Below are 24,363 nucleotides of genomic sequence, written 5' to 3' on the forward strand. Positions count from 1 at the left end.
TTCGTAATGACGCTGCTGATAATTCTCTTTTAATTTTTGAAAATCCTCATCGGCATGGTATGAAGAACGGGTTAGCGGGCTTGCCGAAACCATCAAGAATCCTTTTGTTTTTGCTACTCGCTCTAGATATTTAAACTCTTCCGGAGTAACATATTTTGCGACCTCAGCATGATTTTTGGTAGGCTGCAGATACTGCCCGATAGTTAGGAAATCAACCTTTGCTTCCCTTAAATCATCCATAACCTGTACTACTTCATTTATTTCTTCCCCAAGCCCTACCATCATACCGGATTTTGTAAAAATTTCAGGAGATAATTTTTTGATATTATGAAGTAAGCTTAAAGAATTATAATATCTAGCCCCCGGTCTAATCGTTTTATATAAAGACGGGACTGTTTCGACATTATGGTTAAAGACGTCAGGTTTTGCGTTTGCTATTATTTCAGCTGCTCCTTCTTTTCTTAAAAAATCGGGTGTTAGAATCTCGATAGTAGTATTTGGCGATGATTTTCGGATTTCGCTGATACACTCCGCAAAATGTGAAGCTCCGCCGTCCTCAAGATCATCACGATCGACGGAAGTAATTACTACATGCTTAAGATTTAACTTTTGTACCGCCTCCGCTAACCTTTGCGGTTCGTGCGGGTCAAGTAAATCCGGTCTACCCGTTTTGACATTACAAAACCTACAAGCTCTAGTACAAACCGAACCTAAAATCATCACGGTTGCATGTCTTTTTGACCAGCATTCACCGATATTAGGACAAGCAGCTTCCTCGCACACAGTATTTAATCTCAGATTTTTTATTAAATCTTTTGTATTATAGTACTCTGTAGAATTAGGAGCTTTTACTTTTATCCAATCAGGTCGTTTATTTAAATTAGCCATAAAACGGAAATAATTTAATTAATTTTGTCACTTCATTTAATACTTTCTGCTCAAGCTCGCTATTATCTTCATTATTTTTTAAGCCGTCTAAAATATCTGCTACCATATGACCGACTAATACAAAATCCTTTTCTTTAAAGCCTCTAGTAGTACATGCGGGAGTACCAAGGCGAATACCTGAAGTGATAAAAGGCAAAGTTTCATCAAACGGGATAGCATTCTTATTACACGTAATCCCTGCTCTATCCAAAGAATTTGCTGCAAGCTTACCCGTGATTCCGTCTTTACGCAAATCCACTAAAACAATATGATTATCGGTACCACCTGTTAATATATCATATCCCCTTTCTTGCAAGCTACTTGCTAAAGCTTTAGCGTTACTTATTACCTGCTGAATATAACTTTTATATTCAGGCTGCAAATTTTCTAAAAAAGCTACGGCTTTTGCAGCGATTATATGCATTAACGGACCACCTTGTAGTCCTGGAAATAATGCAGAATTTATCTTTTTGCCTATTTCTTCATCGTTAGATAAAATTAAACCACCTCGCGGTCCTCTAAGTGTTTTGTGAGTGGTAGAGGTAACAATATGAGCGTAAGGAATAGGGCTTTGATGCTCGCCTGTGGCAACAAGTCCTGCAATATGAGCAATATCTGCCATAAAATATGCTCCAACTTTATTCGCTATTTCTCTAAATCTTGCAAAATCAATATTACGAGGATAGGCAGAGAAACCAGCTATAAGTAATTTTGGTTTATGTAAATCCACTAAACGTTCAATCTCATCATAATTGATTAAATAAGTCTCTTTATTTACGCTATAAGAAACGGCGTTAAACCATTTACCGGACATATTAGGGGCTGCACCGTGTGTTAGATGTCCGCCGCTATCTAAGGACATACCAAGAATTGTATCGCCCGGCTGTAATAAAGTAAGATATACAGCCTGATTTGCTTGTGAGCCTGAATGAGGTTGCACATTTGCATATTTGCAGTTAAAGAGTTTTTTTACTCGCTCTATAGCTAAATTTTCAGCTTTATCTACTTCCTCGCAACCGTTATAGAAACGCTTACCTGAATACCCTTCCGCATATTTATTAGTCAGAATAGACCCCTGAGCTTCAAGCACAGCAGGACTTACGAAATTTTCTGATGCAATAAGCTCGATTACACTACTTTGACGTAGCTTTTCATGCCTTATTATTTCATCAATCTCTTTATCCGTTTCATGTAAATTATTATTAAAAATATTCATTCATCCTCATATGGTTTGGTTTGGTTTTGTTGCATGCCTCAACGCTCTCATTGTTATACCGTGGTCAAGCCACAGTATGACATGTGTTTATAAAATTAATCGCAATCTCAAGCCCCCGTCCATCTATTGAATGAGCAAGAGACGTTAATTTATGTCCGCTATGCTCTATATAAAGCTTAGATAAATAGTTTGAAGCATTATACATCTCACTAACACCGACCACTTCATCTAATTCCCCATGAATCAAGCATATAGGAGTAAGCTTATTATTAACTTCCATAGGCGGAATTAATGCTCCCGAAAAACCTATAGTACAAAAAAACGGTTCTCGCCGAATCAGAGTTAAATATAGACCAATCATAGTACCTTGAGAAAAACCGATAATGATAGTATCTTTGTTAGTTAGATTTAGCTCTTCTTGTTTTTGTTTTATTATATCCTCAAGTTTAGAAACATTATTTGCAATTAGCTTTGCTATAATATGCGGGCTACGATCTTGTAAACTAAACCATTGTCTACCGTAAGGCATCATATCATAAGCCTCGATGCCGTGCGGGGAAATAAAATGACAGTCAGGTAAATCGTTTTTAATATAAGGCACAAGTCCTATAAGATCGTGTCCATCCGAACCGACACCGTGCAGTAATACTACTAGCTTCTTTGCCGGCTGCTCTTTACTTTCTACTTCTGGGTATTCTAAATATTTGTTCATGTTTTTTTTTATAAAGCTTGTCATCCCGTGGACAAGCCACGGGATGACATCTCAACCTTTCAACATCTTCTCAAGTTCGCCGCTTTGATATAACTCTCTAGCAATATCACACCCACCGACTAATTCTCCGTTAATGTATAATTGGGGGAATGTCGGCCAGTCGCTAAATTTTTTTAAATCTTCACGTAATTCAGCATCAAAAAGTACATTAATATCACGAAATTCTACACCTAATTTATTCAAGATAGCTACTACGGTTTCTGAAAATCCGCATGCAGGCAACTCTTTAGTACCTTTCATGAACAATACTACTTTATTGTTTTTTATTTCATTTTTTATAAATTCAAAAATTTTATTTTCTAGCATTTTAAGACTCAATAATTTATCTTCTAGGTTCTGTAAGCATTTCTAATTAATTTACTATTTTAAGATATTTTTTAGCGAAAATTAATAAGATTTTTGCAGGAATAGTATACCTATTTCCAAAAAATCTTATAATTTGCAGCAAAAAATAACTAAAATTAAATCTTTTTAGAAATGCTTACAGAACCTAGAATACACTTTCTATAGCAATATATGCAAGCACAAATAGTTAATAAAATTTTTGAGATTTTTAGCAAGAATAATCCAAATCCGAAAACCGAATTAATATATAAGAATGATTTTACCTTATTAGTAGCGGTAATATTATCTGCTCAAGCCACCGATATATCGGTAAATTTAGCGACTAAATCTTTATTTGAAACTTACGATACACCGGAAAAAATTCTAGAACTCGGTGAAAAAGGGCTTAAAAAATATATAAAATCTATCGGACTATTTAACAGCAAAGCAAAAAATATTATCGCATTATGTAAAATATTGATAAGCAATTATCAAGCTTCAGTACCAAATGATTTTAAGGAATTAGTTAAACTACCGGGCGTTGGCAGAAAAACTGCTAATGTTGTACTAAACTGCTTATTCGGTATGCCGACAATGGCAGTTGATACGCATGTGTTTAGAGTAGCCAAAAGGATTGGGCTTGCTAAAGGTAATAATTCTGAAATAGTAGAAAAAGAGCTACTGCAGATTATCGATGAGAAATGGCTAACGCATGCCCATCACTGGTTAATTCTGCACGGCAGATATATTTGTAAAGCCCGAAAACCCGATTGCGATATCTGCCCTATTAAAGAGTATTGTGAGTATTATATTAATGCATTTTCAAGTTGACAATTTCTTGCTTACTTCATAATATCTAAGCTCAATTTGATAAAGGTAAAATTTATGCGTTCAGCACTTATAACTTCTATATTAGTAGCTGTAGCTTTCTTAACAAGTGCTTGTAATACAATGCAAGGTACAGGTCAAGATATGCAGGCAGCCGGTAAAAAACTTGAAGATTCAGCAGAAAGAAATAAGCCTAAAAAAGGTTGCGGCTGTCATTAGTACGCTTGCTGTGTGTTGTTAATTGTCACCCCGTGGCTTGACCACAGGATCTAGCTTAAAATACTAATAATTATTAGTATTTTAATATTGTCTTTCTGGATACCGTGGTTAAGCCACGGTATGACAGTGGTGGAATTGATTCACACAATAACGTAAGCAAGTTACTCTACTTACTATCATTCACCAATCTATATATTTCTTTTTTACTATAAACATCTTTGAATTTGTCATAAGCAAGTTCGGTAGTGGTTTTGCTACTTAAGTTTTTACTTAAGCAAAGTTCTATAAATTTTTCTAAATTTTTTTGTTGGTTTTGTTCTTGTATATTTCCTGAAATCAATAATACTATCTCACCTTTTAAAATATTATTTTGATAGAACTCTATTATTTCATCTATATTTCCTGTTTTTGTTTCTTGATATAGCTTAGTTAACTCACGAACTACACATATTTCTCGATTCCCCAGTATTTCTTTAGCTACCGATAAGGTATTTATCAAGCGAGGGGCTGTTTCAAAAAAAATCAAAGTAGCCTTAAGATTTACTAGTTCAGAAAAAATCTTTTTTTTACTTTCTATAGTTTTAGGTAAAAACCCGTGAAATAAAAATCGATCAGTAGGAAGAGCTGATAAAGTTAGAGCAGTAACCGGTGCAGATACCCCTGGTACTACGTCTATATGACAATTAAGATTGCGTATATCTCTAACTAACTTATAGCCAGGATCGGAAATTAAAGGAGTCCCTGCATCAGAAATTAAACTTACTATATTACCCGATTTTATTAAACTTATAATATTTTCTCTATCTTTCTTGTCACTATGATCATTATAAATTTGTAATTTTGTATGAATGTCATGTTTTGCTAGCAATTTTTGTGATATTCTAGTATCTTCACATAAAATAATATCTGAGTTTTTTAGAGTCGATATAGCACGAAGCGTTATATCTTCAAAATTACCGATTGGTGTTGAAACAATATATAATCCCGGTTTTAAAGACATCTTTCCAAACTTCGCTTCTAGAGGTAATTTAGACGTCGATCCGGTACTCGCATTCTCACGTATGTCTATATACGCTGCGGTGCTGCGTTCCGTGTCTCCTTTAAATTCCTCTCTATAAGCTGGTCTAGAAAGATGTCTAATCATAATTTTTAAATTTTAAGTAATATTATGGCTAGTATAAAACATAAACTACGAATTGTTCTATCATTTTTTTGTTTGATATATTTAACATCCTGTCAAACTCCTAAAGAAGAACCTATAATTTTTCCTAAAAAAGAACAAAAAGAAATTGAGATTGCAATTTTAATGCCAAATCAGGGTCCTGATAGTATTGTCGGGAAACAATATAAAGATTTAATTAAAATGGGACTTAACGACGGAATCAAATCTTACATACATGTTACTTCTTACGACGGTTCAGACGAAAAAAACGTTTTAGCCGCTATGGATAAAATAGTAGCACGTAAAACTAAGATTATTTTAGGTCCTCTATATTCTAACTTTACCTCTATAATAGCCGAAAAAGCAAAGGCAAATGATATTATTATAATAACTATGTCAAATAATCCGGCTCTTGCAGAAGATAAATTATTTGTATTCGGTCATGCACCTTTAAAACAACTGATACGCATCATCAATTATTACGCAAGTAACGACCATAAAGATTTTATGGCATTATTACCTAAAGGGAAGCATTCGCAAACTATTAGTCAAGTAATGCAAAATATATTGATTCAGAAAAATGCATCATTATCACGCACTGAATTTTATGAGGATAATCCTGAATCTATAGCAAAAGCCGCAAGAAATATTTCAGACAATACCGATATTATAAATGAACGTAGCGACACGACAAAACCGGTTATTTATCTATCAGACGATCCAAAAAATTTAAACCTACTCGCTGATAGTATTCGTAAATATAATTTAGATAAAAAAGCTATTTTAATCGGTGATAATCGTATTGATATCGATTACCCTGAAAATATCGATATTAGCTTTACCGGCTCTTTAAATTTACTCAATAGCAACGTTCCAGATAGGGCAAAAGACTTAGGTATTAACCATATGGGTTTCATGCATCTCCTTTCTTATGATTTAGGACGTATGACTACAAACTATATAGGCAATGAATTTGCATCCGAAAGGTTTCTAAATAGAATAAACAGTAGACAACCTTATATAGGTTTATCCGGTAATATTCATTTCATCGATGGAGTAGCTCAGAGACGATATGATATTATTAGGAAAGAGAATGGTGTATATTCTACTGTTTCAGGGAATTAGGGCGTTGCCTGCGTAAATACCTGAGTCGTCATTACGAGCAGCCATAGGCTGCGTGGCAATCTCATAAAATAATAACACACTCCTGAGATTGCTTCGTCAATTGCTATGCAATTTCCTCGCAATGACGGATTTGGTATCCACGCAGGCGATGACATCGAGTTAATTATTTGTTTTTATCATTATCACTACCGTCGCCTTTCATGCCGTCTTTAAAAGCTTTAAGACCTTTAGCAAGATCGGACATGACTTGCGGTAATTTGCCGGCACCGAATAATACAAAAATAATTAATAAAACTATTAATAAATGGCTAAAGCTCATTCCCATGATATTTTTGCTGTATAAGTTAAAATTTTATTATATAAGATATTATAGCTCTAATCTAGGATAAAATTAATTAAAGAAATGTTTACTAAAAAACAATTTTCAGAATTTTTTGCTACTTTTTTTTATCTCGGAAAAATAAAATACTGCCCAGGCACTTTTGGGTCGATTACTGCTTTTCCTTTAAGTTACTTCTTAATATATTTTATTATTAATAACAAAATAATCATTCCTTTCTCAAGTCTTACTCTCGGTGAAGCTCAACTTGTCAGTATATTTATTATAAGCTTTAGCATATGTTTGATACTCTTAATACTCGGCACTTATTTTACTAAAATATATTTAAATTATACAAATTCAGAAGACCCTAAAGAAGTGGTAATTGATGAAGTAGTAGGGCAAATGCTAACTATCGTTTTAGTATTTTTTTCCACTTTATTTGCTAATGAATCGCATTTAATTAAATACTTTAGTCCGCTAACAATAAATATTATATTACTTTTCATATTACCTTTTTGTCTATTCCGATTTTTTGATATAGTAAAGCCCTGGCCTATTAATTGGTTTGACAAAAATATTAAGGGCAGTATCGGCATTATGCTTGATGATTTGCTAGCCGCAATATTTGCTGCGGTAACTCAATACGCAATTATATTTGTGTTAATAGATATTCGACAATAGATTTGCTATAAAAAAAGATCATTGACTAATTTCTAATATAATAATATGATACGACAAATATTTATAAATTTTTAAAGAGATAGTTTTCATGTTCGCAGTTATAAAAGCAGGTGGAAAACAATATAAAGTAGACAGAAATAGTATTATTAAAGTCGAAAAAATTGATGGAGAACTTGGCTCTAAAATTCAGTTTGATCAAATTTTAATGATTGGTGAATACTCAAAGCCTTCTTTTATTGGTACTCCAATAGTTAAAGGGGCTGTCGTTACGGCTGAAATTACTAACCAACTTAAAGATAATAAAATTATAGTCTTTAAGAAAAAGCGTAGAAAAAATTATCGTCGTAAAGCCGGTCATCGTCAAGAATTGACGGAATTAAAAATATTAGATATTACCAAACAATAATAATAACTTAAAAGGAATTATAAAATGGCAACCAAAAAAGCCGGTGGTAGTTCTAGGAACGGAAGAGACTCGGCTGGTCGAAGGCTGGGAGTTAAAAAAGCCGATGGACAATATGTAATACCCGGTAATATTATAGTTAGACAACGCGGTACAAAAATTCATCCTGGAACGAATGTAGGGCTTGGCAAAGATCATACAATATTTGCTTTGATAGAAGGTAAAGTAGAATTTTTAACTAAGCGAAATCATAAAATCGTGAATGTTAAAGAAATTGCAAGTGCTTAAGTATTGCGGTTTGATCTACTAGTGTTACGTGGAACGAAAAATGCTTTTTATGGCGTTGTTGCGTGGATTGGTAAAATCCACTGTGTCACTCCGTGGCTTGACCACGGGGTCCATAAAAGCAATTTAAAATACTAATATTATTAGTATTTTAAACTGAATACCGTGGTCAAGCCACGGTATGACACCGAGTGTGTTTTTCAATCCACGCAATGCCAAGCGAGACGACAGGCGGAAATTAATTATATAACATAATATTCTATTAGGCTTCCTTTACTTATGGCCTTAATAATTCAAAAGTTCGGTGGCACTTCCGTTGCAAATATTGATAGAATAAAAAAAATTGTTCCTATCATAAAAGCCGAAATAGCTAAAAATAACCAAGTAATTGTAGTAGTTTCGGCTATGGCAGGTGTTACTAATCAACTTGTCACATTGTGTAATGAAGTATCAAGCCTTAACAACATTTCTCAATTTGCAGAATATGATGTAGCACTTTCTAGCGGTGAAATAGTCACTGCTTCATTACTTGCATTAGCTCTTCAAGAAGAAGACATAAAGGCACGATCATTTCTAGCTTGGCAATTACCGATTCTCACCGATAATAATCATAGTAAAGCTTTAGTAGAATCAATTACTACAGATTTACTAGAAAAATATTTACAGTTAAATACCGTCCCTATAATAGCCGGTTTTCAAGGAACTAACAAATCCAATAGGTTAACCACTTTGGGCAGAGGAGGATCCGATACTACTGCCGCCTTAATCGCTGCAGCTATGAAAGCCGATAGATGTGATATTTATACCGATGTAGAGGGAATATTTACTGCTGATCCAAGAATTATCCCAAATGCCAAGAAGATAAAAAAAATAGATTTTTTAGAAATGTTAGAACTAGCATCAAGTGGAGCAAAAGTACTACACCCTAGAGCCGTAGAGTTAGTAATGCGGTATAAAATAGATATACGTGTTCTTTCAACATTTTCGCCGAATACAGAAGGTACGTTAATTACTTCAAAGGATAAAAATATGGAGAATGGAATTATTAACAGCATTACTTCTAATAAAAATTTATTAAAAATATCTGTAAAGAGCATTTCTTTAAGTTTTTTGCAAGTTGCAAATATGATTACACAAAATAATAATCATATTGAGTTTATGCAAGAGATAAAAAATAATGAAGAATATAGTTTTATTACAAATTTAACCGGTAAAAATAATTTACAAGCTTTACTTACTAATTTAAAAGATGATAAGCAGATACAAGATTTTACTTTTGATACCGAAATTGCTACAATCTCTCTTATTGGCTATGGGATTAAAAATGATTGTAAATTACTTGAAACGATATTATCAAAGTTAACGAAAGATAATATAAATGTTAACATGATACAATTATCAGAAGTTAAAATTACCTTATTAATAAATGATCAAGATGCAGAAAAAACAATTTTTAATTTATATAATCTTTTTAAAATATCTTAGATTCTGCATCTGAAATTTAATTTATAGTAAAAGAAGTTGAATTATGTTCAATTTATAGAAAATATTTTATTTTTTTAAGAATATAGCGAATACCGCTAATGCTAACCCATTTACAGTATGAGATATGTTTTTAAAAAATTAAAAGATAATGTATAAATTGAACATAATTCAACTTCTTTTACTATATATCTTAGGTTATTTTATATTAAAATTATAAGATTTTGAAAAGACATGGCTCCTATTACAGAAAAATTTTATAATCTGTGACAAAAAAAGTTAAAATAGGTTAATTTAAATTTCATATATAAGACCTAAATACTTAATTAAATAACTTAAATTTATTATTTTCATTATAATTATCTTCTATTTACTATTTATTAGTTATATATTAATAAATAAGTCTAAGAGGCTATCTATTAAAGCTAATTAAATTCTTTTTTGCTATAAATTATAAGATTTTTTTGAAATAGGAGTAGCTGTTCCTTCAAAAATCTTATTAATTTTCGCTATAAAATCTCTTTAATTATCAATTAAAATAATTTCATAGATAGCCTCTTAAAAATCATAAATTCTTATCATTTAAAAAAATTAACTCTCAATTTTTAGGAGTAAATTTTACAGGAAAAAATAATGAGCGAAGATATAAGATCAAAAGAAAGATTTAATCGGATTAACGATATATCAGAAACAAATAAAGATGGTCCAGAAGAAATCAGAAATAATTTTAAAAAATTTGTACTGAATATATTAGAAACAGACAATATAACCCCGTATAAGTTAAGTGAAAAAACAGGTACCCATGAAACAGCGTGGAAAAATTTTCTAGACGGTCGTACAAAAATGCCTGACATGGGAGCAATTGTTGCTCTTGCAGATTATAAAAATGTTCCACTAGATGAAGTAATAGGCAGAGATATAAATAAAGAAAAAAAGATAACGGTAGAAATAAAACAAACTCCGGAAATATCAGCATCTATAGCTAAACTACCAAAAGACATACTTCAAGAAGCCATGTTGATAGGAGAAAAAACTAGAGGATTTATTCATAAACCAACAAATAAAGAGACAAAATCCTTTGCTGAACAAGTTAAAAGCTCTAATAAACCGAAAGGAAGGTCTATCTAAATAAAAATATGTTTTTCAATATTGATCCTAATATAAAATATAAAACCTAAAACCTTACTTGATATTCTAAAATGGAAAATAACTTCAAAACGACCAAAATGGCCGACAACACTGCCACTTACTTCTACTGATATTCCACCCCAAAAAATAACTAGCAACGAAAATATATACTCCTGTGAAATGAAGAGTTGGGATACGAAGATCAACTTGGAAAAGAGTAATCGGTCTATAAGACGAGGAGCGGAGCATACAGAAGTACGTGAGCATCCGAGGACTTACAAAGACGACGCTGCCAATTTTTCAGGCAGAAAGAGTATAGTCAATTCAGTTGGATTTGCATACAAGGAGCGAGAAGTGAAGCCTATAACTAATAGGAGAGCGACGAGCGATGTAGGCGAGTCCAAATCAATTGACTATATACGAGTAAGTTATGTAGGGCATGTAACCTTTTTAATTCAAATAGATGGTTTAAATATCTTAACCGATCCGGTATGGTCGGAGCGGGTTAGCCCTTTTACTTTTGCAGGACCAAAGAGAATGGTAAAACCCAGTATTAATTTTACCGATTTACCTAAAATAGATGTTAATAAGCCATAATCACTATGACCATTTAGACATCAGAACAATTAAAGATTTATGGGTACGAGATAAGCCTAAGATTATTGCACCGCTAATGAATGACGTAATAATCAAAACATATTAGCGATGCAGAAATTGTTACCTTAGGATGGGGAGAGTCATATAAAGAACAAGAAATACAGCTAAATTCAAAAAGTTTCAGAGAAGATGAATTTAAAGGCGATGTAGAATTTTATTTAGAACCAGCACAGCATTGGTCGGCTAGAGGAATATTTGATAAAAATAAAGCATTATGGGGAACTTTTATCATTAAAACTAAGATAGGAGATATTTTTGTTTTATAGGTGATTCGGGTTATAACGATACTCTTTTTAAAGAGATCGGAAAAAAACATAATATTGATGAAAATAAATTTATTATTCCTGAAATAGGTGAGTTTTTTCTATTTGATGAAAACGATTTATAGTGTATTAACTTGAATTAGATGTGTTTTGTCACCCATACTATATGTTTTACTGGATCCCGTGAATAAATCACGGGATGACAGAGAGAAATAATAAGCCACACCAACCACCCCTGAACGACACAAAATTCAGTTTATAATGGAGATAAAAGCATATTTATTACTGAATGAAAATTGCCAATTTCTGATTTATCACGAGAAGAGAAAATAGAGCTACTAAATGGTTGTGCTTGGAGCGTTGCATTAGTCCATAATATTCTACCGCTTTTTGCTTCTATTATTCCTATAGACATAAATATATTATCTGCATTACTTACTGAACAACCCAAAGCACTCATTAAAAAGTCACGTGTACGAGCTCCGTTAGTCTTTATCATTTGCACATAATTAAGTAATACAAATATATCAGCTCCTGTTTTTTCTCCTAAAATTATAACAGGTTCACCTATATTTTGAGTAATTGAGAAAGCTTTTTCTTCAGGCCATAATAAAGGCGTATATAAAGCAGTATAAGCATTATTATAGGAGCTACGGAAACGAGATACTAAATCATCAAGCTTTTGTATCTTTTTTGTGCAATAGCTTAACTCTTAAACCATTCTTCTGCATTGCTAAAGAAATTTCTTGCTTCAACAATTCTTCCAAATGATCTTCATAGTCATATTTACGTTCTTTGCAATTACCAATATCTAACGTATATACTTCCGTTTGCATCGGTAAAACTAATATTTCCTTGTGAGCGATCATATTTTTATTATATCCGCTAACATGACGCACAGAAGTTACTTTTGTACAGCCTGAAGTAATAAAAACTAATAAAACATACAATACTAGATTTTTTAATTGCATAATTATTACCTATTAATTAGCCGGTATTATACGAGTACGCTTTTCGGAAAAAATAACATATACTTTTTGACCGTTTCTTATATTTACGTCTGTACCTTGTACTACGGTAATTAAACCGCTTGTAACTGCAGCAGAGATAACATTACGCATAGCAGTACTACCTTCATAATAGTCACTTTTTATTTTAGAAGTATCAACTTTAATTAAATATTCATACCCTTTACTCTGTCCGAGTTTATCTTGTAATATAGTTCCAACAGTTGCCCCTGCAAGTGCACCTCCGACAATCGCAGCAGTAGTACCGTTTCCTTGACCTACTGTACTACCAAGTACACCTCCTGCTATACCTCCTGCTGCCATACCACCTGCATTATCCGATAAACGATCTGATTCTTTTATTTTTACAGGACGTACGGATACTACTTCTCCTTCTAACGTTAAACTTAATGTTGAATCGCTAGTATATACATTTGAAGATAGGTCACGAGCACAAGCGCTAATAAAGGTAACTAAGATAATAAAAATTATAGATTTATGAAAAATTTTATGCATAACATTTAAATTTAAAGTTAAAAAAATTACAAATAAAGACACTTAAATTCATTATTTTCGTCAAGATTTATTTTTTACCTATTACGGTTAAATAATATGGTCATAGAATAAGCAAGTATGGCAAACATGCAAAGATATAAAATCGGAAATAGGTTAAAATCAAATAATTTTATTACCTTTGCACAAATATAATTAGCAGTACCGGACATTAACATTGAACCGATATTATGTCCTAAACTTATAACACGATAGCGTTCTTTAACTACAAAAGACTTAATAACTATACTATGAGCAAGAGCATTAAAAGGAGCAATCGATGCAGCTAACATTAAACTAGCTGCAAGCCCTAAATTAGTCATTTGATATTTTACTGCTATTATAAAAAATACACTTACTGTAATAATACATATAAATGCGATTTTTAATACCAAATTAATTCCTAAACGGTCGGCAATAAAACCGGCAATCGGCATACAAACAGCAAAGCATATTATTATTAAGACTGAAAAAGAACTCATAATAATACCGACTGAAGGTAATACAATCGGTAAATATTGCTTCATAAAGATGATTGCAATTTGATATGTTGCTCCAAAACCTCCGGCTAAGAATATTAACCGTGCAATATTTTTCCATTGCTTTTTAATTATAGAGCTAAGTTTTTCAATAGAATCTTGGCCATGGTGTGCTTCTTTAAACTCCGGTGTTTCATCAAATTCCCGACGATAATAAAGAGTTATTACTGCAAGCGGTAAACTTAGTAAAAATGGAATACGCCAACCCCACTCCGGAAAAATATGAGAATTGAAGAAATTAGTTGCACCAATCCCGCATAATAAACCCATTACTCCTATACATCTAGTTATTGCCGAGGCAGTAAATCGGTATTTTGCTCCTAAATGTTCAATAACATAAATCGCTGCACCGTCATATTCCCCTCCAATAAAAATACCTTGCATGAAACGACATAAAACTAAAATTATTGTACTCCAAACTCCTATCGAGGAATAATCGGGCAATAAACCGATTATTAAGGTAGGGATTACAATACCGATAATCGTAAAACTTAAGGCTTCTTTTCGACCGTATATATCCCCTATACGTCCAAAAATATAAGCACCTATAGGTTTTGATAAATATGCTACTGCATAAACAGCAAAAACATTTACAAGCTTTGTTAATGGATCAGTACCGGCTGAAAAGAATTTATCGGCGATAATTGCCGCTGAAAAACCATATAAACTATAGTCGTAATACTCAATGATAGTACCTAAAAAAGCACCGAGAACTTTATTGCTTGATTTTGTTTGTTTCATTTTAAAGATATATGTCATTTTCGGTGTCATCCCGTGGCTTGTCCAGCGTTGTTGCATGGATAGGTTTTCCCATCATTGCGAGAAGAATTACGTAGTAATTCGACGAAGCAATCCAGTAAAAAATTCTGATTTACAGAATTTTTTTATTATTTTTTCTGGATTGCCACACTCCTTACAGTCGCTCGCAATGATGATTAGGTATTACCCATACGGGAATGACATAGGTATACATGACCGCTTTGGCCGTTACTTAAAATCCTTCAAAGACCTTTATATAAAGGTGGACTTCATATATCTAAACTGAATTAGTATTAGACAGGGACGATGTCCTAAAAGTTAGTGGTAGTCCTAGGTTAATATTAAGCTCACGAACCAAGCAGCCAAGAGCTAATATATCACTTTCTCATTTTACATGCAAGGTTTTCTAGGTAACCTGCTATAGTAGTTAAGGTTTCTGCGAATTTTTCTTCGTCGGGATGATTTTTTTGAAGGCCGTTTTTATTAAGTTTTTCTGTTAGACTAGCTATTTCAGCTTGAGCATTAAGTGATGCCATAACTAATAATAGCTCAAAAGGGGCTGTGGGACTACCAAGTTTAATTTCCGCTATTTTATCATTCAATTTATTCGCTAAAGATAGTAATTCTTCCTCATCTCCATTATTACAATATAATTGAAAACTCTTGTTATTTAATGTTACCGTAACAATTGACATAATTATTTTTGCTGTTTTTTTATTTCTTCGAGTTCATTAATATAAATGTTAATTTGATCTAGCATTTTTATATAATTATCTTTTAATTCTTTATTTTCGTTTTGTAATTTTTTAATTTCATTTAGATCATACTCATGAATCTTCAATAACTCATCAAGTTTATGCTCTACTTCTTCCATTAATTTCTTTAGACTGCTTACATAACTTACTTCTAAAGGTAATTTGTACGTCGATACGGTACTCGCATCCTCACGTACTTCTTTGTACGCTGCGGTGCTGCGTTCCGTGTCTCCTTCAAATTCCTCTTTATTAGCTTCGTTCTGTAAGCAGTCTAATATTTCATTATCCATTTTCGTTTAAGCGTTAATTATGAATGGATGACTTACAATAATAATCGATAACATTATAATAGATATAAGTACTAATTGTTTTTTACGTTTATAATTTATCAATGCCGTAGCTCTTTTATTACTTAATAATTTTTCGGTTTCGTTCTGTTTAGTAGCTTCTATCTGCTCTGCATTTCGATCTTTTACATTAAGATAATCCAAGTATAATTTTAAGTAACCTCTTATGTATACTTCTCCCGGTAAAACATCAAAACCACCCTCTTCTAAAGCTACTAAATATTTTTTTCTAATTTTTAAATCACTAGATACCTGATTTAAAGTTTTACCCGAATCTAACCTAATTTGCTTAAGCATTGACGACATAATTTACTCAAGTTTTTGTAAGAATATTTCAAATTTCTTATTTGCTAAAATAATTATATTTAAGTCTATAGTTTCTTGAGATTTAATTTCTTTAATAAAATCAAGAAAATTTCTAACTAAGTTATTATTATTATTATCAATCCATAAATCTAAATCAATAGTTGTTTTAGATTTATTAATTATTTTTATTAATAATCTACGTTGTTTGTCATATAAATCATCTTTTAGCGATTGAATACCTAAGCGACGCCAAAATGAATCGTTCAATTGCCTATCACAAGCTTTACGTAACCAATCAAGACTAAACATATCACTTATAGCAAAATAAGCTTTTGCTATCTCTTTATTATTTCCTGAAGTCTGTTTTGTTACATATATAATGTCAAATACTGAAATTAAATTGTCAAATGTAGCGATAGTAGCAGCAAATGATTCCTCTACCCCGCTAGTTGTATAATAATTTAATTTTTCTTCAAATCTTATTTTAGTTTCTCCGACTAATAAAGTACCTACCGTTTTTCTTAAGTTTTGTGCAGGAACTCTAAACTCTTCTATAGTTTCACTAATATTAATAGGATGTTTTAAATTTTTAATAAACCACGAAATACCTCGACGCATTAATTTCGTTATTTCGGTAAACATGTCGATTTTTACATTGTAATCAATATTAGTAGGTAGCTTACTTATCGTTTCCCATATATCATCAAGATCAAAAATTTCACAAATAATGGTATATGACCTTATTATATCACAAAGAGGAGCCCCAATCTCACGCTTTACAATACTAATAAGCGGTCCTCCAAGCTGATTAATTATTTTATTTATAGTAACGGTTTTAATAATCTCATGTTTAAGAGGATGAGATAAAATTTCATTATAAAACTTTTTTTGCATCATTTCAGGAAAATAATCTATAAGATATGCATCAAAATATTTATCATGGGAAAAAGTAGAATTAAGTAACTCGTGATAAGCCGACCTTTTACTATATGATAGTAGTAAGCAAAGCTCAGGACGAGTTAATACTTCACCACTAATAGCTCTTCTATTCAATTCTTCTGCACTAGGCAAGAATTCATTTTCCCGCTCTAATACTTTTTCTTCTTCTAAAATATCTATAAATTGACTAAGTATATTAACGGTTAAAGTAGGAGATAGTTGCATAATTGTTATTGCTTCGGTTTGCTTATAATTATCAAGCAATACTAACTCTTCAACTTGCTTTGTCATATCGTTTAGAAGTTTATTACGTTCTTCTAAAGTAATTTTTCCTGAGGTTACCGCACTACTTAAAGCAATCTTGATATTTACTTCATGATCAGAGCAATCAACACCTGCTGAATTATCAATAAAGTCGGCATTTATGCGTCCGCCTTTTTTAGCATATTCAACTCTACCTCTCTGTGATACACCGACATTACCGCCTTCTACTATAACCTTTGCTCTAATTTCTTCACCGTTACATCTAAGGTTATCATTTGCTTTATCACCGATTTCTAAATTATTTTCCGTTTTAGCTTTGATATAAGTGCCTATTCCGCCATTCCACAATAAATCAACATCTGCTTTTAAAATAGCTTTAATTAATTCTTCCGGTGACATCTCATTATCATTTATATCAAGTAATTTTTTAATTTCCGGTGATAATTTTATTAATTTACTACTGCGTTCAAATACTTTGCCTCCTTTAGAAATCAGCTTAGAATCATAATCGGACCAATTAGAACCCTTTAAATTAAATAAACGCAAACGCTCATTAAAACTTGATAAAGGATCAGGAGTAGGATCAATAAATATATGTTTATGATTAAAGGCGGCGACTAACTTAATAGTCTCTGATCTTAGCATACCGTTACCGAACACGTCTCCCGACATATCTCCTATACCTACGACGGTAATAGGGTCTTTTTGGACATCTAACCCTAAAGTTTTAAAGTGATTAGTTACGGAAATCCAAGCTCCTTTGGAAGTAATAGCCATTTTTTTATGATCGTAACCTGCAGAACCACCGGAAGCAAAAGCATCATCAAGCCAGTAATTATATTCTCTTGCCACACTATTAGCATAATCCGAAAATGAAGCTGTACCTTTATCGGCAGCAACCACTAAATAAGGATCTTCTTTATCATAAATAATAACCTCTTTCGGATGTACTACTTTACCGTCAATGATATTATCGGTTATGTCTAATAAACCTCTCAGGAAATTCTTATAGCATTCTACCACTTTTTCCATATATTCATCACGAGTAAGCCCTTCCTCAGTAAAATGAACATAAAAGCCGCCTTTAGAACCGACAGGGACAATAACGGAATTCTTCGTCATTTGTGCTTTCATAAGCCCAAGGACTTCAAGCCTATAATCTTCTGCTCTATCCGACCATCTAAGCCCCCCGCGCGATACGGGACCGCCTCTTAAATGAACAGCTTCAAAACTTCTAGAATAAACAAATGCTTCGGCAAACGGAACAGGTTTAGGTAAATCCGGTACTTTTGAAGAATCAAACTTAAATGAAAAAATATGTTTATGTGGTTGATAGTAATTTGTTCTAGTAATAGCATTAACTATACCAAGCATATTACGTAGTACTTTATCTTCACTACTCATCTCAACGGTTACTAAGTAGTTATTTAGTTTGTCTTTAATTACATCACAATTATTAGACATCTTCCAAAGCTTCGCTTCTAGAGGTAATTTAGACGTCGAACCGGTACTCGCATCCTCACATACTTCTTTGTACGCTGCGGCGGCAAGTGCTTCCGTGTCTCCTTTAAATTCCTCTCTATAAGCTGGTTTAGAAAGATTTCTATCATTGGAGTATTTAGGATTGAATTTTATATCAAATAAATTTACCAACATTTTTGTATATTCGGGATGTTTAAGTAACGTTAACTGTACATAACCTTTACCGTAACTAAATCCTGTTTGATGTAAATATCTTGTTAAAGCTTTGACGAGTTTAACTTGCTTCCAATTAAAACCGGCAAGTACTATTAATTTACTTAAAGAATCATTAGCAAGCACCCCAAGTGCCATTTTATCTAAAGCTTCTTCAACATTTATTTTTAATTCGGTAATATTATCCTTTACAGGTACAATAGAAGTTAAGATAAAATTATATATCCAGCTTTCTTTGATTCCCAAAGCCTCCTTAATTGCAAAAGTTTGTTCATCAATTGCTTTAAAACCTAAATTTTCGATTGGCGGCAATATGTTAGAAAGGGCAAGTTTTACTTTTGGACTATATATTTTTAAGTAAAATTCCGTTTCATTTACAGAAACTAGATTAAACATACATTCTTGTGACTTGCTTGCTTCCGTTAAATATTCAATATCTACTAAAGCTATCTCTGGAGAAAATTTTTGCCTATAGTCTGCCGGAAAAACATTATCAAAAAGCTTTAAATTAATACCTGCTTGATATTCGCCGAATTTTTTAGAAAGCTTAAAATAAAAATCTTCACTCCAACGTGTAGAGATACGATCTAAATCTTGCTGTATTATTTCTGCTTCAAAATTTATTTTATGTTCCCCTTGCGCTTCAAGCGTTACAAAAAGATAAGAAAAATTACCGGCTACTTCGGTGATATAGTTGGATAAAATTTTACTGCCGAATTTTTCCGCTAAATAACAATCTATCATATTATGTATTTCAGCCGTTAAACGTTCTCGTGGCAGAAAAATTATGATATTAAGAAAAGAACTCGACCAATCATATTGAATAAATAATTTAAGCTTCTTACTCATCATACTTGAGAGCATATGTAAACACATACAATATAAATCGCCTTGATCAATTTGTATTAAAGCTTCTCTCGGTAACGACTCCATTAAAATTCTTAACTTATCGGCATTATAACCGGATAATGCAAAACCGGCTTTCTCAATTACAAAATTAAACTTTTGCCGTAGGATTGGAATATTACTTATTGAATGGTAATACATATTTGAATTATATATGCCGAAAATTATACTTCCCGAAATATATTCACCCGAAGAGTTAAATTTTTTCACTAAGATATAGTCGATTAAATTATCTGAATGGATAAGCGACGCACTATTTATTTTACCGAGTATTATTAATTGATTCTGATATAAAGGATTAGCAGAACATTTTATAATATCATCAATCTCGTCTTTTACTTCTTGCCATATTTTTGCTGCTCCTATTTCATTGCTTAATTTTAAAGATTTTACCTCAAAATCAAGAGTCCCTAATAAAACCAAATTATCGTTTTGTAACCAATTTAAGAATTCTTTAGCCTCTTCAAAATTTAATTTATCATTATCAATTATATTTTTAGATAAATCTTGTAATTTTGTGAGTAATTGCGGTAAATGGCTATAGCTTTGCTCTAACTCTTCTAATCTTTCATTTATAGCCTCAGTTAAAAATGTAGCAGTTTTATCATCAAAATTTCCTAAAATGGTTAAATGTAGTATCGATTCTGATTTTTCATCCGACACAGAATTTTCTAATATTTTTTCTAATTCTCCTTTACTATTTCGGACACAGTTTATTACCGGATGGAGTAAAAACTTAGTTTGCAAATTCATGTTTTTAAGCAGACATATGATAAAATCAACAATATGCGGCTTATTATCAAGTAATATCAAGACATTTATTGCCGGATCATTTTCGATAACTGCCTTTGTTATTGCTATTTTTCTTGCTCTTTCTACCCTTTGCTTAAAAAACTTAAAGGCTTCATCTGCAAAATTTTGAAATAATTTTTCTCTATTCTCAAAATCATAATCTATCGGAATATAATTTAAAAACTTTTGAACAAAATCTATATATATGGAACTTGACTCACGTTCCTTGCTAAGTTCTAGAATTTTAGTTTTATAATTCGGAATTTGACAATTTAAACGACTAAAATTTAAAGAGGTTGTTTTTGGGGTCATGATTTTCTCAAGTAATAATAATATGATTATTTCTTTTGTTATTATATTATATAAAATAACTTAAGCAAGAGGCATAGAAAATAAGTGGAAACGATATTTGCACAAAGCTCTGCATTCGGTAAAGCAGGCGTATCGGTTTTTAGGATTTCCGGTCCTAAAAGCTTAGAAGTTTTACAACTACTTACCGGTAGAAAGAACTTTAAATCGAGATTAATGTATTATCAACAAATTACAGTCCCTGAAACTAAGGAGCTAATTGATAATGCTATGGTTGTTTATTTTAAATCACCAGGTAGCTTTACCGGTGAAGACGTAGTTGAGATTCATACGCACGGTAGTAAAGCTATTTCTATAATGCTTATTAATGCATTGTTAAATATAGCTGATATTCGTTTGGCAGAAGCAGGAGAATTTACCAAAAGAGCTTTTTTAAATAACAAATTCGATTTAACGGCAGCAGAGGGGATAGCTGATCTAATTAATGCCGAAACCATTATGCAGCATAGGCAAGCAATTAGACAAGCAAGCGGCGGGCTTGAAGAATTATATAATAACTGGCGTAGTCAGCTTTTAAAAATTATCTCTCTGCTTGAAGCTTATATAGATTTCCCTGATGAAGATATACCGGATAGCATCCTTAATGACGTTAATAACACTCATAAAAACCTTGTAAATGAAATATCTAATTATCTTAACGATAATAGACGGGGAGAATTACTAAATAGCGGTCTTAAGCTTGCAATTATCGGTCCACCAAATGTTGGTAAGTCTAGCTTACTAAATTTTTTAATGCAGAGAGATATAGCGATTGTCTCAAATATCGCAGGAACTACTAGAGATATAATTGAGGGGCATTTAGACATTGGCGGCTATCCTATTATTTTACAGGATACAGCAGGTATAAGAGAAGAAAATAGTGACATTATCGAGCAAGAAGGTATAAAACGAGCTATTAATTCGGCTAAAACAGCGGATATTAAAATTATAATGTTTGATGCCGAAAAATTAGACTCCTCTATAAATGAAGATATTATTAATTTAATTGATGAAAATACTATCACAATAATTAATAAAATCGATTTAATCGAAGCTAGTAAAATCTTTTCTATTGAAAATAAATATAAATGCTTAAGAGTTTCAGTAAAAAATAATATTGCTCTTTCAAGTATATTAAAAAATATTGAAAATATTGCCGAAAATATGGCAGGATTTACCGAAACTCCTTATATAACAAATCAGCGTCATCGTCATTATTTAAAACAAGCTCTCTCACATTTAACGGCTTTTAGCTTAGATAATGATTTAGTCCTAGCAACTGAAGATATTAGAATGACGGCACGCTGCATCGGTGCAATTACGGGTGTTATCAACGTAGAAGAAATACTAGGCGAGATCTTTAAAAATTTCTGTATAGGTAAGTAATGTTGTATAGCTCGTTCTATGTCATTCCCGCAAGGTATTATTGCATGGACACCAAATCGTCATTACGAGCGACTGTAAGGAGCTTGGCAATCTCAGGCATTTTGTACTATACTTCTTGCATAACCTCCTTCTAAAGGTAATTTGTACGTCAATCCGGTACTCGCATCCTCACGTACTAAGTGTACGCTGCCGGTGCTGCGTTCCGTGTTTCCTTCAAATTCCTCTTTATAATAGGTTATGCAAGAAGTATAGTACAAAATGCCTGAGATTGCCACGTCGAGGCTTTGCCTCTCCTCGCAATGACGAAAAAACGAAACATTACAGCATAACAATCATCTTTCTCAAATCTTTTCATATATTAATTTATTTTAACTTTATCTTGACAAAAACATTAACATACTCTAGAAACCACGTTTTATGGTTTTATAAATTAAAGAAGTAATATTATGGCACCTATATTAAATATAAACTTAAACTGTTTCATGCCTATATTCGCAAATGAAATGGTGAGTAGCTTACCTGGAAATACAAAGCATATTATTTATAGGTTAGGCAATACTATACTTTCATCCGTATATAATACTGTTAAAGGAAATTTCACTAACGGTTATTTAGTTGAGAATATAAAATGTAATTGGGCAGGAATCTATAATCATTTAACAGATGTACCTAACGATTTATCAGCAGTAATTAGGGAGTGTACAGGCATTAAAATCCCTATAAAATCTATTGTTACTTATGGAAACAGTACTAGCGTTATTTTAGAAGAAGGTAAGCACTTACTTCAAAACAATACCCTAGTAGAATTAAAGGAATGCACTACCACTGAAGGCGAAGCTGTTTTACAAGAGCATAATGCCAAAATACTTGTTAATAATTTGAGAGATATTTTAAATCATTCGGAAATAACTTTGAAAAATGCTCAAGAAGCAGGGGTAGAAATTTTTAATTTATTGAATATACCAGTCAAATTCACTACTGATAATCTTAAGGTTATTCTAGATGCTTTCAACGTAACTTTGGACGATATATCCCCTACAGAAGTAGGTAAAAATATTTTAGATCTACTAAGTAAACCTTTCACTGAGGCAATCACTTCCACTACAGAAAAACCTAACGACGATACAAATGGCGGTGGATATATCGGTGCTTATATCACCGCTACGGTATTTGGAGTAATAAGTCTAGGTTTTGCAGCTAAATATGGATGGGATTGGTATAAGGGAAGAAATATAAAAAATGAAAATTTAGTAATGAAGAATAAAGAATTAGCATTTGTAGAACTACTACATGAAAATTTTAAGAATAATGCAGTTATATTAGATGAAGTTATAAAAATTAATAATTTAGATGATATTATAAAACTAGCAAAATCTATTAAGAAATATGAATTCTCAATACTACCACTAACTAATTTAAATAATGAAATTGTAAAATTAAATTCCCCATCCGCTATAGCAATAAACTTAGATTCTTCAAGCGGAATATTGCATGAAATATGTAAGAGTCTTGGCGGTGATGATAGTTTTCAGACTATCAGCAACTTTGCAAGCTTAATAACAATTATACGAACAGCAAATCCCAAGTCTGAAGAATATAAAGAAAGCATTACAGAAATATTTGAGATATTTAACCCTCGTTACACAGATATTGACTATCAAAATTGCAAAATGCCGTTATTAGCCGATGTATCATCACCATCTGACTCTTAAGGTATAGAAGCATAGAACGTTGTTAGTACCATAACAAACCATCATTGACTTTTTGAAAGTTATATATAAAATGATACTTGGAGTAGCAAAGTACTATTTCGGGGTATCGAAACCTCTGCCAAAAGTGAGAGCATTTCTCACAAAACTGATGTAATCCTCGACTTCACGGTCGGGGAGATATTAGGTATGTCCTAGAGCTTAAGGGTTACTGTAAGCTTAAAACCTAGTGTGGCTGACTTTTGGCAGTTTTCGACCTCCCCGA

Annotated in this window: 23 protein-coding genes, 1 other RNA gene and 7 pseudogenes; 12 read left to right on the forward strand and 19 right to left on the reverse strand. The window is 32.2% G+C overall.

Annotated features, from left to right (window positions below; all coding sequences use genetic code 11):
- Positions 1 to 6: 6 nt before the first annotated feature.
- The 4 genes and pseudogenes from lipA to grxD all read right to left on the reverse strand — a co-directional run.
- A pseudogene (gene lipA / locus MB29_RS03200) lies at positions 7 to 888 on the reverse strand (lipoyl synthase); the annotation flags it as partial.
- Positions 881 to 2,143 (reverse strand): serine hydroxymethyltransferase, encoded by a 1,263-nt coding sequence (gene glyA / locus MB29_RS03205; RefSeq protein ID WP_032138986.1) that lies wholly within the window; start codon positions 2,141 to 2,143, stop codon positions 881 to 883. The pseudogene lipA and the gene glyA, both read right to left, overlap by 8 nt.
- A 64-nt stretch (positions 2,144 to 2,207) precedes the next feature.
- A complete protein-coding gene (locus MB29_RS03210) occupies positions 2,208 to 2,855 on the reverse strand; it encodes an alpha/beta hydrolase family protein (protein WP_032139073.1) in 648 nt (215 codons plus the stop codon).
- 51 nt (positions 2,856 to 2,906) lie between these two features.
- Complete coding sequence (gene grxD / locus MB29_RS03215; protein WP_032138987.1) at positions 2,907 to 3,221, reverse strand: Grx4 family monothiol glutaredoxin; 315 nt, start codon at positions 3,219 to 3,221, stop codon at positions 2,907 to 2,909.
- Between the two features lie 210 nt (positions 3,222 to 3,431).
- Between grxD and nth the strand changes: the two genes are divergently transcribed.
- Together nth and MB29_RS03225 are read left to right on the forward strand one after the other, a co-directional pair.
- Positions 3,432 to 4,070, forward strand: coding sequence for an endonuclease III (nth, locus tag MB29_RS03220; protein ID WP_032138988.1), 639 nt, complete (start codon positions 3,432 to 3,434; stop codon positions 4,068 to 4,070).
- 54 nt (positions 4,071 to 4,124) lie between these two features.
- Complete coding sequence (locus MB29_RS03225) at positions 4,125 to 4,286, forward strand: entericidin A/B family lipoprotein (protein ID WP_032138989.1); 162 nt, start codon at positions 4,125 to 4,127, stop codon at positions 4,284 to 4,286.
- Positions 4,287 to 4,452: 166 nt separating this feature from the next.
- On the opposite strand, the gene rsmI is transcribed toward MB29_RS03225, so the two are convergent.
- The gene (rsmI, locus tag MB29_RS03230) at positions 4,453 to 5,286 is read right to left on the reverse strand and encodes a 16S rRNA (cytidine(1402)-2'-O)-methyltransferase (RefSeq protein ID WP_032139074.1); all 834 of its coding nucleotides are present in this window, start codon (positions 5,284 to 5,286) and stop codon (positions 4,453 to 4,455) included.
- Positions 5,278 to 5,436, reverse strand: a pseudogene (locus tag MB29_RS14455) (palindromic element RPE1 domain-containing protein); the annotation flags it as partial. The gene rsmI and the pseudogene MB29_RS14455, both read right to left, overlap by 9 nt.
- An 18-nt stretch (positions 5,437 to 5,454) precedes the next feature.
- Between MB29_RS14455 and MB29_RS03235 the strand changes: the two are divergent.
- Positions 5,455 to 6,573 carry a penicillin-binding protein activator gene (locus MB29_RS03235; protein WP_032138990.1) on the forward strand — a complete coding sequence of 373 codons (1,119 nt, stop codon included), beginning with the start codon at positions 5,455 to 5,457 and terminating at the stop codon, positions 6,571 to 6,573.
- A gap of 163 nt (positions 6,574 to 6,736) precedes the next feature.
- On the opposite strand, the gene tatA is transcribed toward MB29_RS03235, so the two are convergent.
- On the reverse strand, positions 6,737 to 6,898 hold the full coding sequence (gene tatA, locus MB29_RS03240; RefSeq protein ID WP_008579594.1) for a twin-arginine translocase TatA: 162 nt from the start codon (positions 6,896 to 6,898) through the stop codon (positions 6,737 to 6,739).
- Between the two features lie 78 nt (positions 6,899 to 6,976).
- Between tatA and MB29_RS03245 the strand changes: the two genes are divergently transcribed.
- The 7 genes and pseudogenes from MB29_RS03245 to MB29_RS13725 all read left to right on the forward strand — a co-directional run.
- Positions 6,977 to 7,576, forward strand: a complete 600-nt coding sequence (locus MB29_RS03245; protein WP_032138991.1) for a phosphatidylglycerophosphatase A family protein — start codon at positions 6,977 to 6,979, stop codon at positions 7,574 to 7,576.
- A gap of 88 nt (positions 7,577 to 7,664) precedes the next feature.
- On the forward strand, positions 7,665 to 7,982 hold the full coding sequence (gene rplU / locus MB29_RS03250) for a 50S ribosomal protein L21 (protein WP_004997480.1): 318 nt from the start codon (positions 7,665 to 7,667) through the stop codon (positions 7,980 to 7,982).
- A gap of 24 nt (positions 7,983 to 8,006) precedes the next feature.
- Positions 8,007 to 8,267: a 50S ribosomal protein L27 gene (rpmA, locus tag MB29_RS03255; RefSeq protein WP_008579587.1), complete on the forward strand. Its 261-nt coding sequence runs from the start codon at positions 8,007 to 8,009 to the stop codon at positions 8,265 to 8,267.
- A 276-nt stretch (positions 8,268 to 8,543) separates the two neighbouring features.
- Positions 8,544 to 9,749 carry an aspartate kinase gene (locus MB29_RS03260; RefSeq protein WP_032138992.1) on the forward strand — a complete coding sequence of 402 codons (1,206 nt, stop codon included), beginning with the start codon at positions 8,544 to 8,546 and terminating at the stop codon, positions 9,747 to 9,749.
- A 630-nt stretch (positions 9,750 to 10,379) separates the two neighbouring features.
- Positions 10,380 to 10,874, forward strand: a complete 495-nt coding sequence (locus MB29_RS03265; protein WP_032138993.1) for a hypothetical protein — start codon at positions 10,380 to 10,382, stop codon at positions 10,872 to 10,874.
- A 315-nt stretch (positions 10,875 to 11,189) separates the two neighbouring features.
- Positions 11,190 to 11,330 (forward strand): annotated as a pseudogene (locus tag MB29_RS14535) (palindromic element RPE2 domain-containing protein); the annotation flags it as partial.
- An 81-nt stretch (positions 11,331 to 11,411) separates the two neighbouring features.
- A pseudogene (locus tag MB29_RS13725) lies at positions 11,412 to 11,653 on the forward strand (MBL fold metallo-hydrolase); the annotation flags it as partial.
- 397 nt (positions 11,654 to 12,050) lie between these two features.
- On the opposite strand, the gene MB29_RS03275 reads toward MB29_RS13725, so the two are convergent.
- The 11 genes and pseudogenes from MB29_RS03275 to MB29_RS13740 form a co-directional block, all read right to left on the reverse strand.
- Complete coding sequence (locus MB29_RS03275) at positions 12,051 to 12,293, reverse strand: hypothetical protein (protein ID WP_233418905.1); 243 nt, start codon at positions 12,291 to 12,293, stop codon at positions 12,051 to 12,053.
- 175 nt (positions 12,294 to 12,468) lie between these two features.
- Positions 12,469 to 12,765 carry a hypothetical protein gene (locus MB29_RS10040; RefSeq protein WP_084686800.1) on the reverse strand — a complete coding sequence of 99 codons (297 nt, stop codon included), beginning with the start codon at positions 12,763 to 12,765 and terminating at the stop codon, positions 12,469 to 12,471.
- Positions 12,766 to 12,777: 12 nt separating this feature from the next.
- Positions 12,778 to 13,317, reverse strand: coding sequence for an outer membrane lipoprotein (locus MB29_RS09090; protein WP_215426193.1), 540 nt, complete (start codon positions 13,315 to 13,317; stop codon positions 12,778 to 12,780).
- 74 nt (positions 13,318 to 13,391) lie between these two features.
- Positions 13,392 to 14,633: an MFS transporter gene (locus tag MB29_RS03290; RefSeq protein WP_032138994.1), complete on the reverse strand. Its 1,242-nt coding sequence runs from the start codon at positions 14,631 to 14,633 to the stop codon at positions 13,392 to 13,394.
- Positions 14,634 to 14,695: 62 nt separating this feature from the next.
- Positions 14,696 to 14,802: pseudogene (locus MB29_RS13730) on the reverse strand (lytic transglycosylase domain-containing protein); the annotation flags it as partial.
- Between the two features lie 58 nt (positions 14,803 to 14,860).
- A non-coding RNA gene (gene ssrS, locus MB29_RS10045) (6S RNA) lies at positions 14,861 to 15,019 on the reverse strand.
- Positions 15,020 to 15,028: 9 nt separating this feature from the next.
- Entirely contained in the window at positions 15,029 to 15,346 is a 318-nt protein-coding gene (locus MB29_RS03295) for a cell division protein ZapA (protein ID WP_032138995.1), read from the reverse strand.
- A 2-nt stretch (positions 15,347 to 15,348) separates the two neighbouring features.
- On the reverse strand, positions 15,349 to 15,696 hold the full coding sequence (locus MB29_RS03300; RefSeq protein ID WP_032138996.1) for a palindromic element RPE1 domain-containing protein: 348 nt from the start codon (positions 15,694 to 15,696) through the stop codon (positions 15,349 to 15,351).
- 6 nt (positions 15,697 to 15,702) lie between these two features.
- Positions 15,703 to 16,059 (reverse strand): helix-turn-helix domain-containing protein, encoded by a 357-nt coding sequence (locus tag MB29_RS03305; protein ID WP_032138997.1) that lies wholly within the window; start codon positions 16,057 to 16,059, stop codon positions 15,703 to 15,705.
- A gap of 3 nt (positions 16,060 to 16,062) precedes the next feature.
- Positions 16,063 to 18,720 (reverse strand): annotated as a pseudogene (locus MB29_RS13735) (NAD-glutamate dehydrogenase domain-containing protein); the annotation flags it as partial.
- A gap of 150 nt (positions 18,721 to 18,870) precedes the next feature.
- Positions 18,871 to 20,967: pseudogene (locus MB29_RS13740) on the reverse strand (NAD-glutamate dehydrogenase); the annotation flags it as partial.
- 84 nt (positions 20,968 to 21,051) lie between these two features.
- Here MB29_RS13740 and mnmE point away from each other — a divergent pair.
- Positions 21,052 to 22,389, forward strand: coding sequence for a tRNA uridine-5-carboxymethylaminomethyl(34) synthesis GTPase MnmE (mnmE, locus tag MB29_RS03315; RefSeq protein WP_032138999.1), 1,338 nt, complete (start codon positions 21,052 to 21,054; stop codon positions 22,387 to 22,389).
- Between the two features lie 92 nt (positions 22,390 to 22,481).
- Here the strand turns inward: mnmE and MB29_RS03320 are convergent, their stop codons facing one another.
- Positions 22,482 to 22,664, reverse strand: a complete 183-nt coding sequence (locus MB29_RS03320) for a palindromic element RPE1 domain-containing protein (RefSeq protein ID WP_032139000.1) — start codon at positions 22,662 to 22,664, stop codon at positions 22,482 to 22,484.
- Positions 22,665 to 22,835: 171 nt separating this feature from the next.
- On the opposite strand from MB29_RS03320, the gene MB29_RS03325 reads away from it, so the two are divergent.
- Positions 22,836 to 24,101, forward strand: coding sequence for a DUF5460 family protein (locus MB29_RS03325; protein WP_032139001.1), 1,266 nt, complete (start codon positions 22,836 to 22,838; stop codon positions 24,099 to 24,101).
- The last annotated feature ends 262 nt before the right edge of the window (positions 24,102 to 24,363 follow it).

The organism is Rickettsia tamurae (assembly GCF_000751075.1).
GTDB classification, from domain to species: domain Bacteria; phylum Pseudomonadota; class Alphaproteobacteria; order Rickettsiales; family Rickettsiaceae; genus Rickettsia; species Rickettsia tamurae.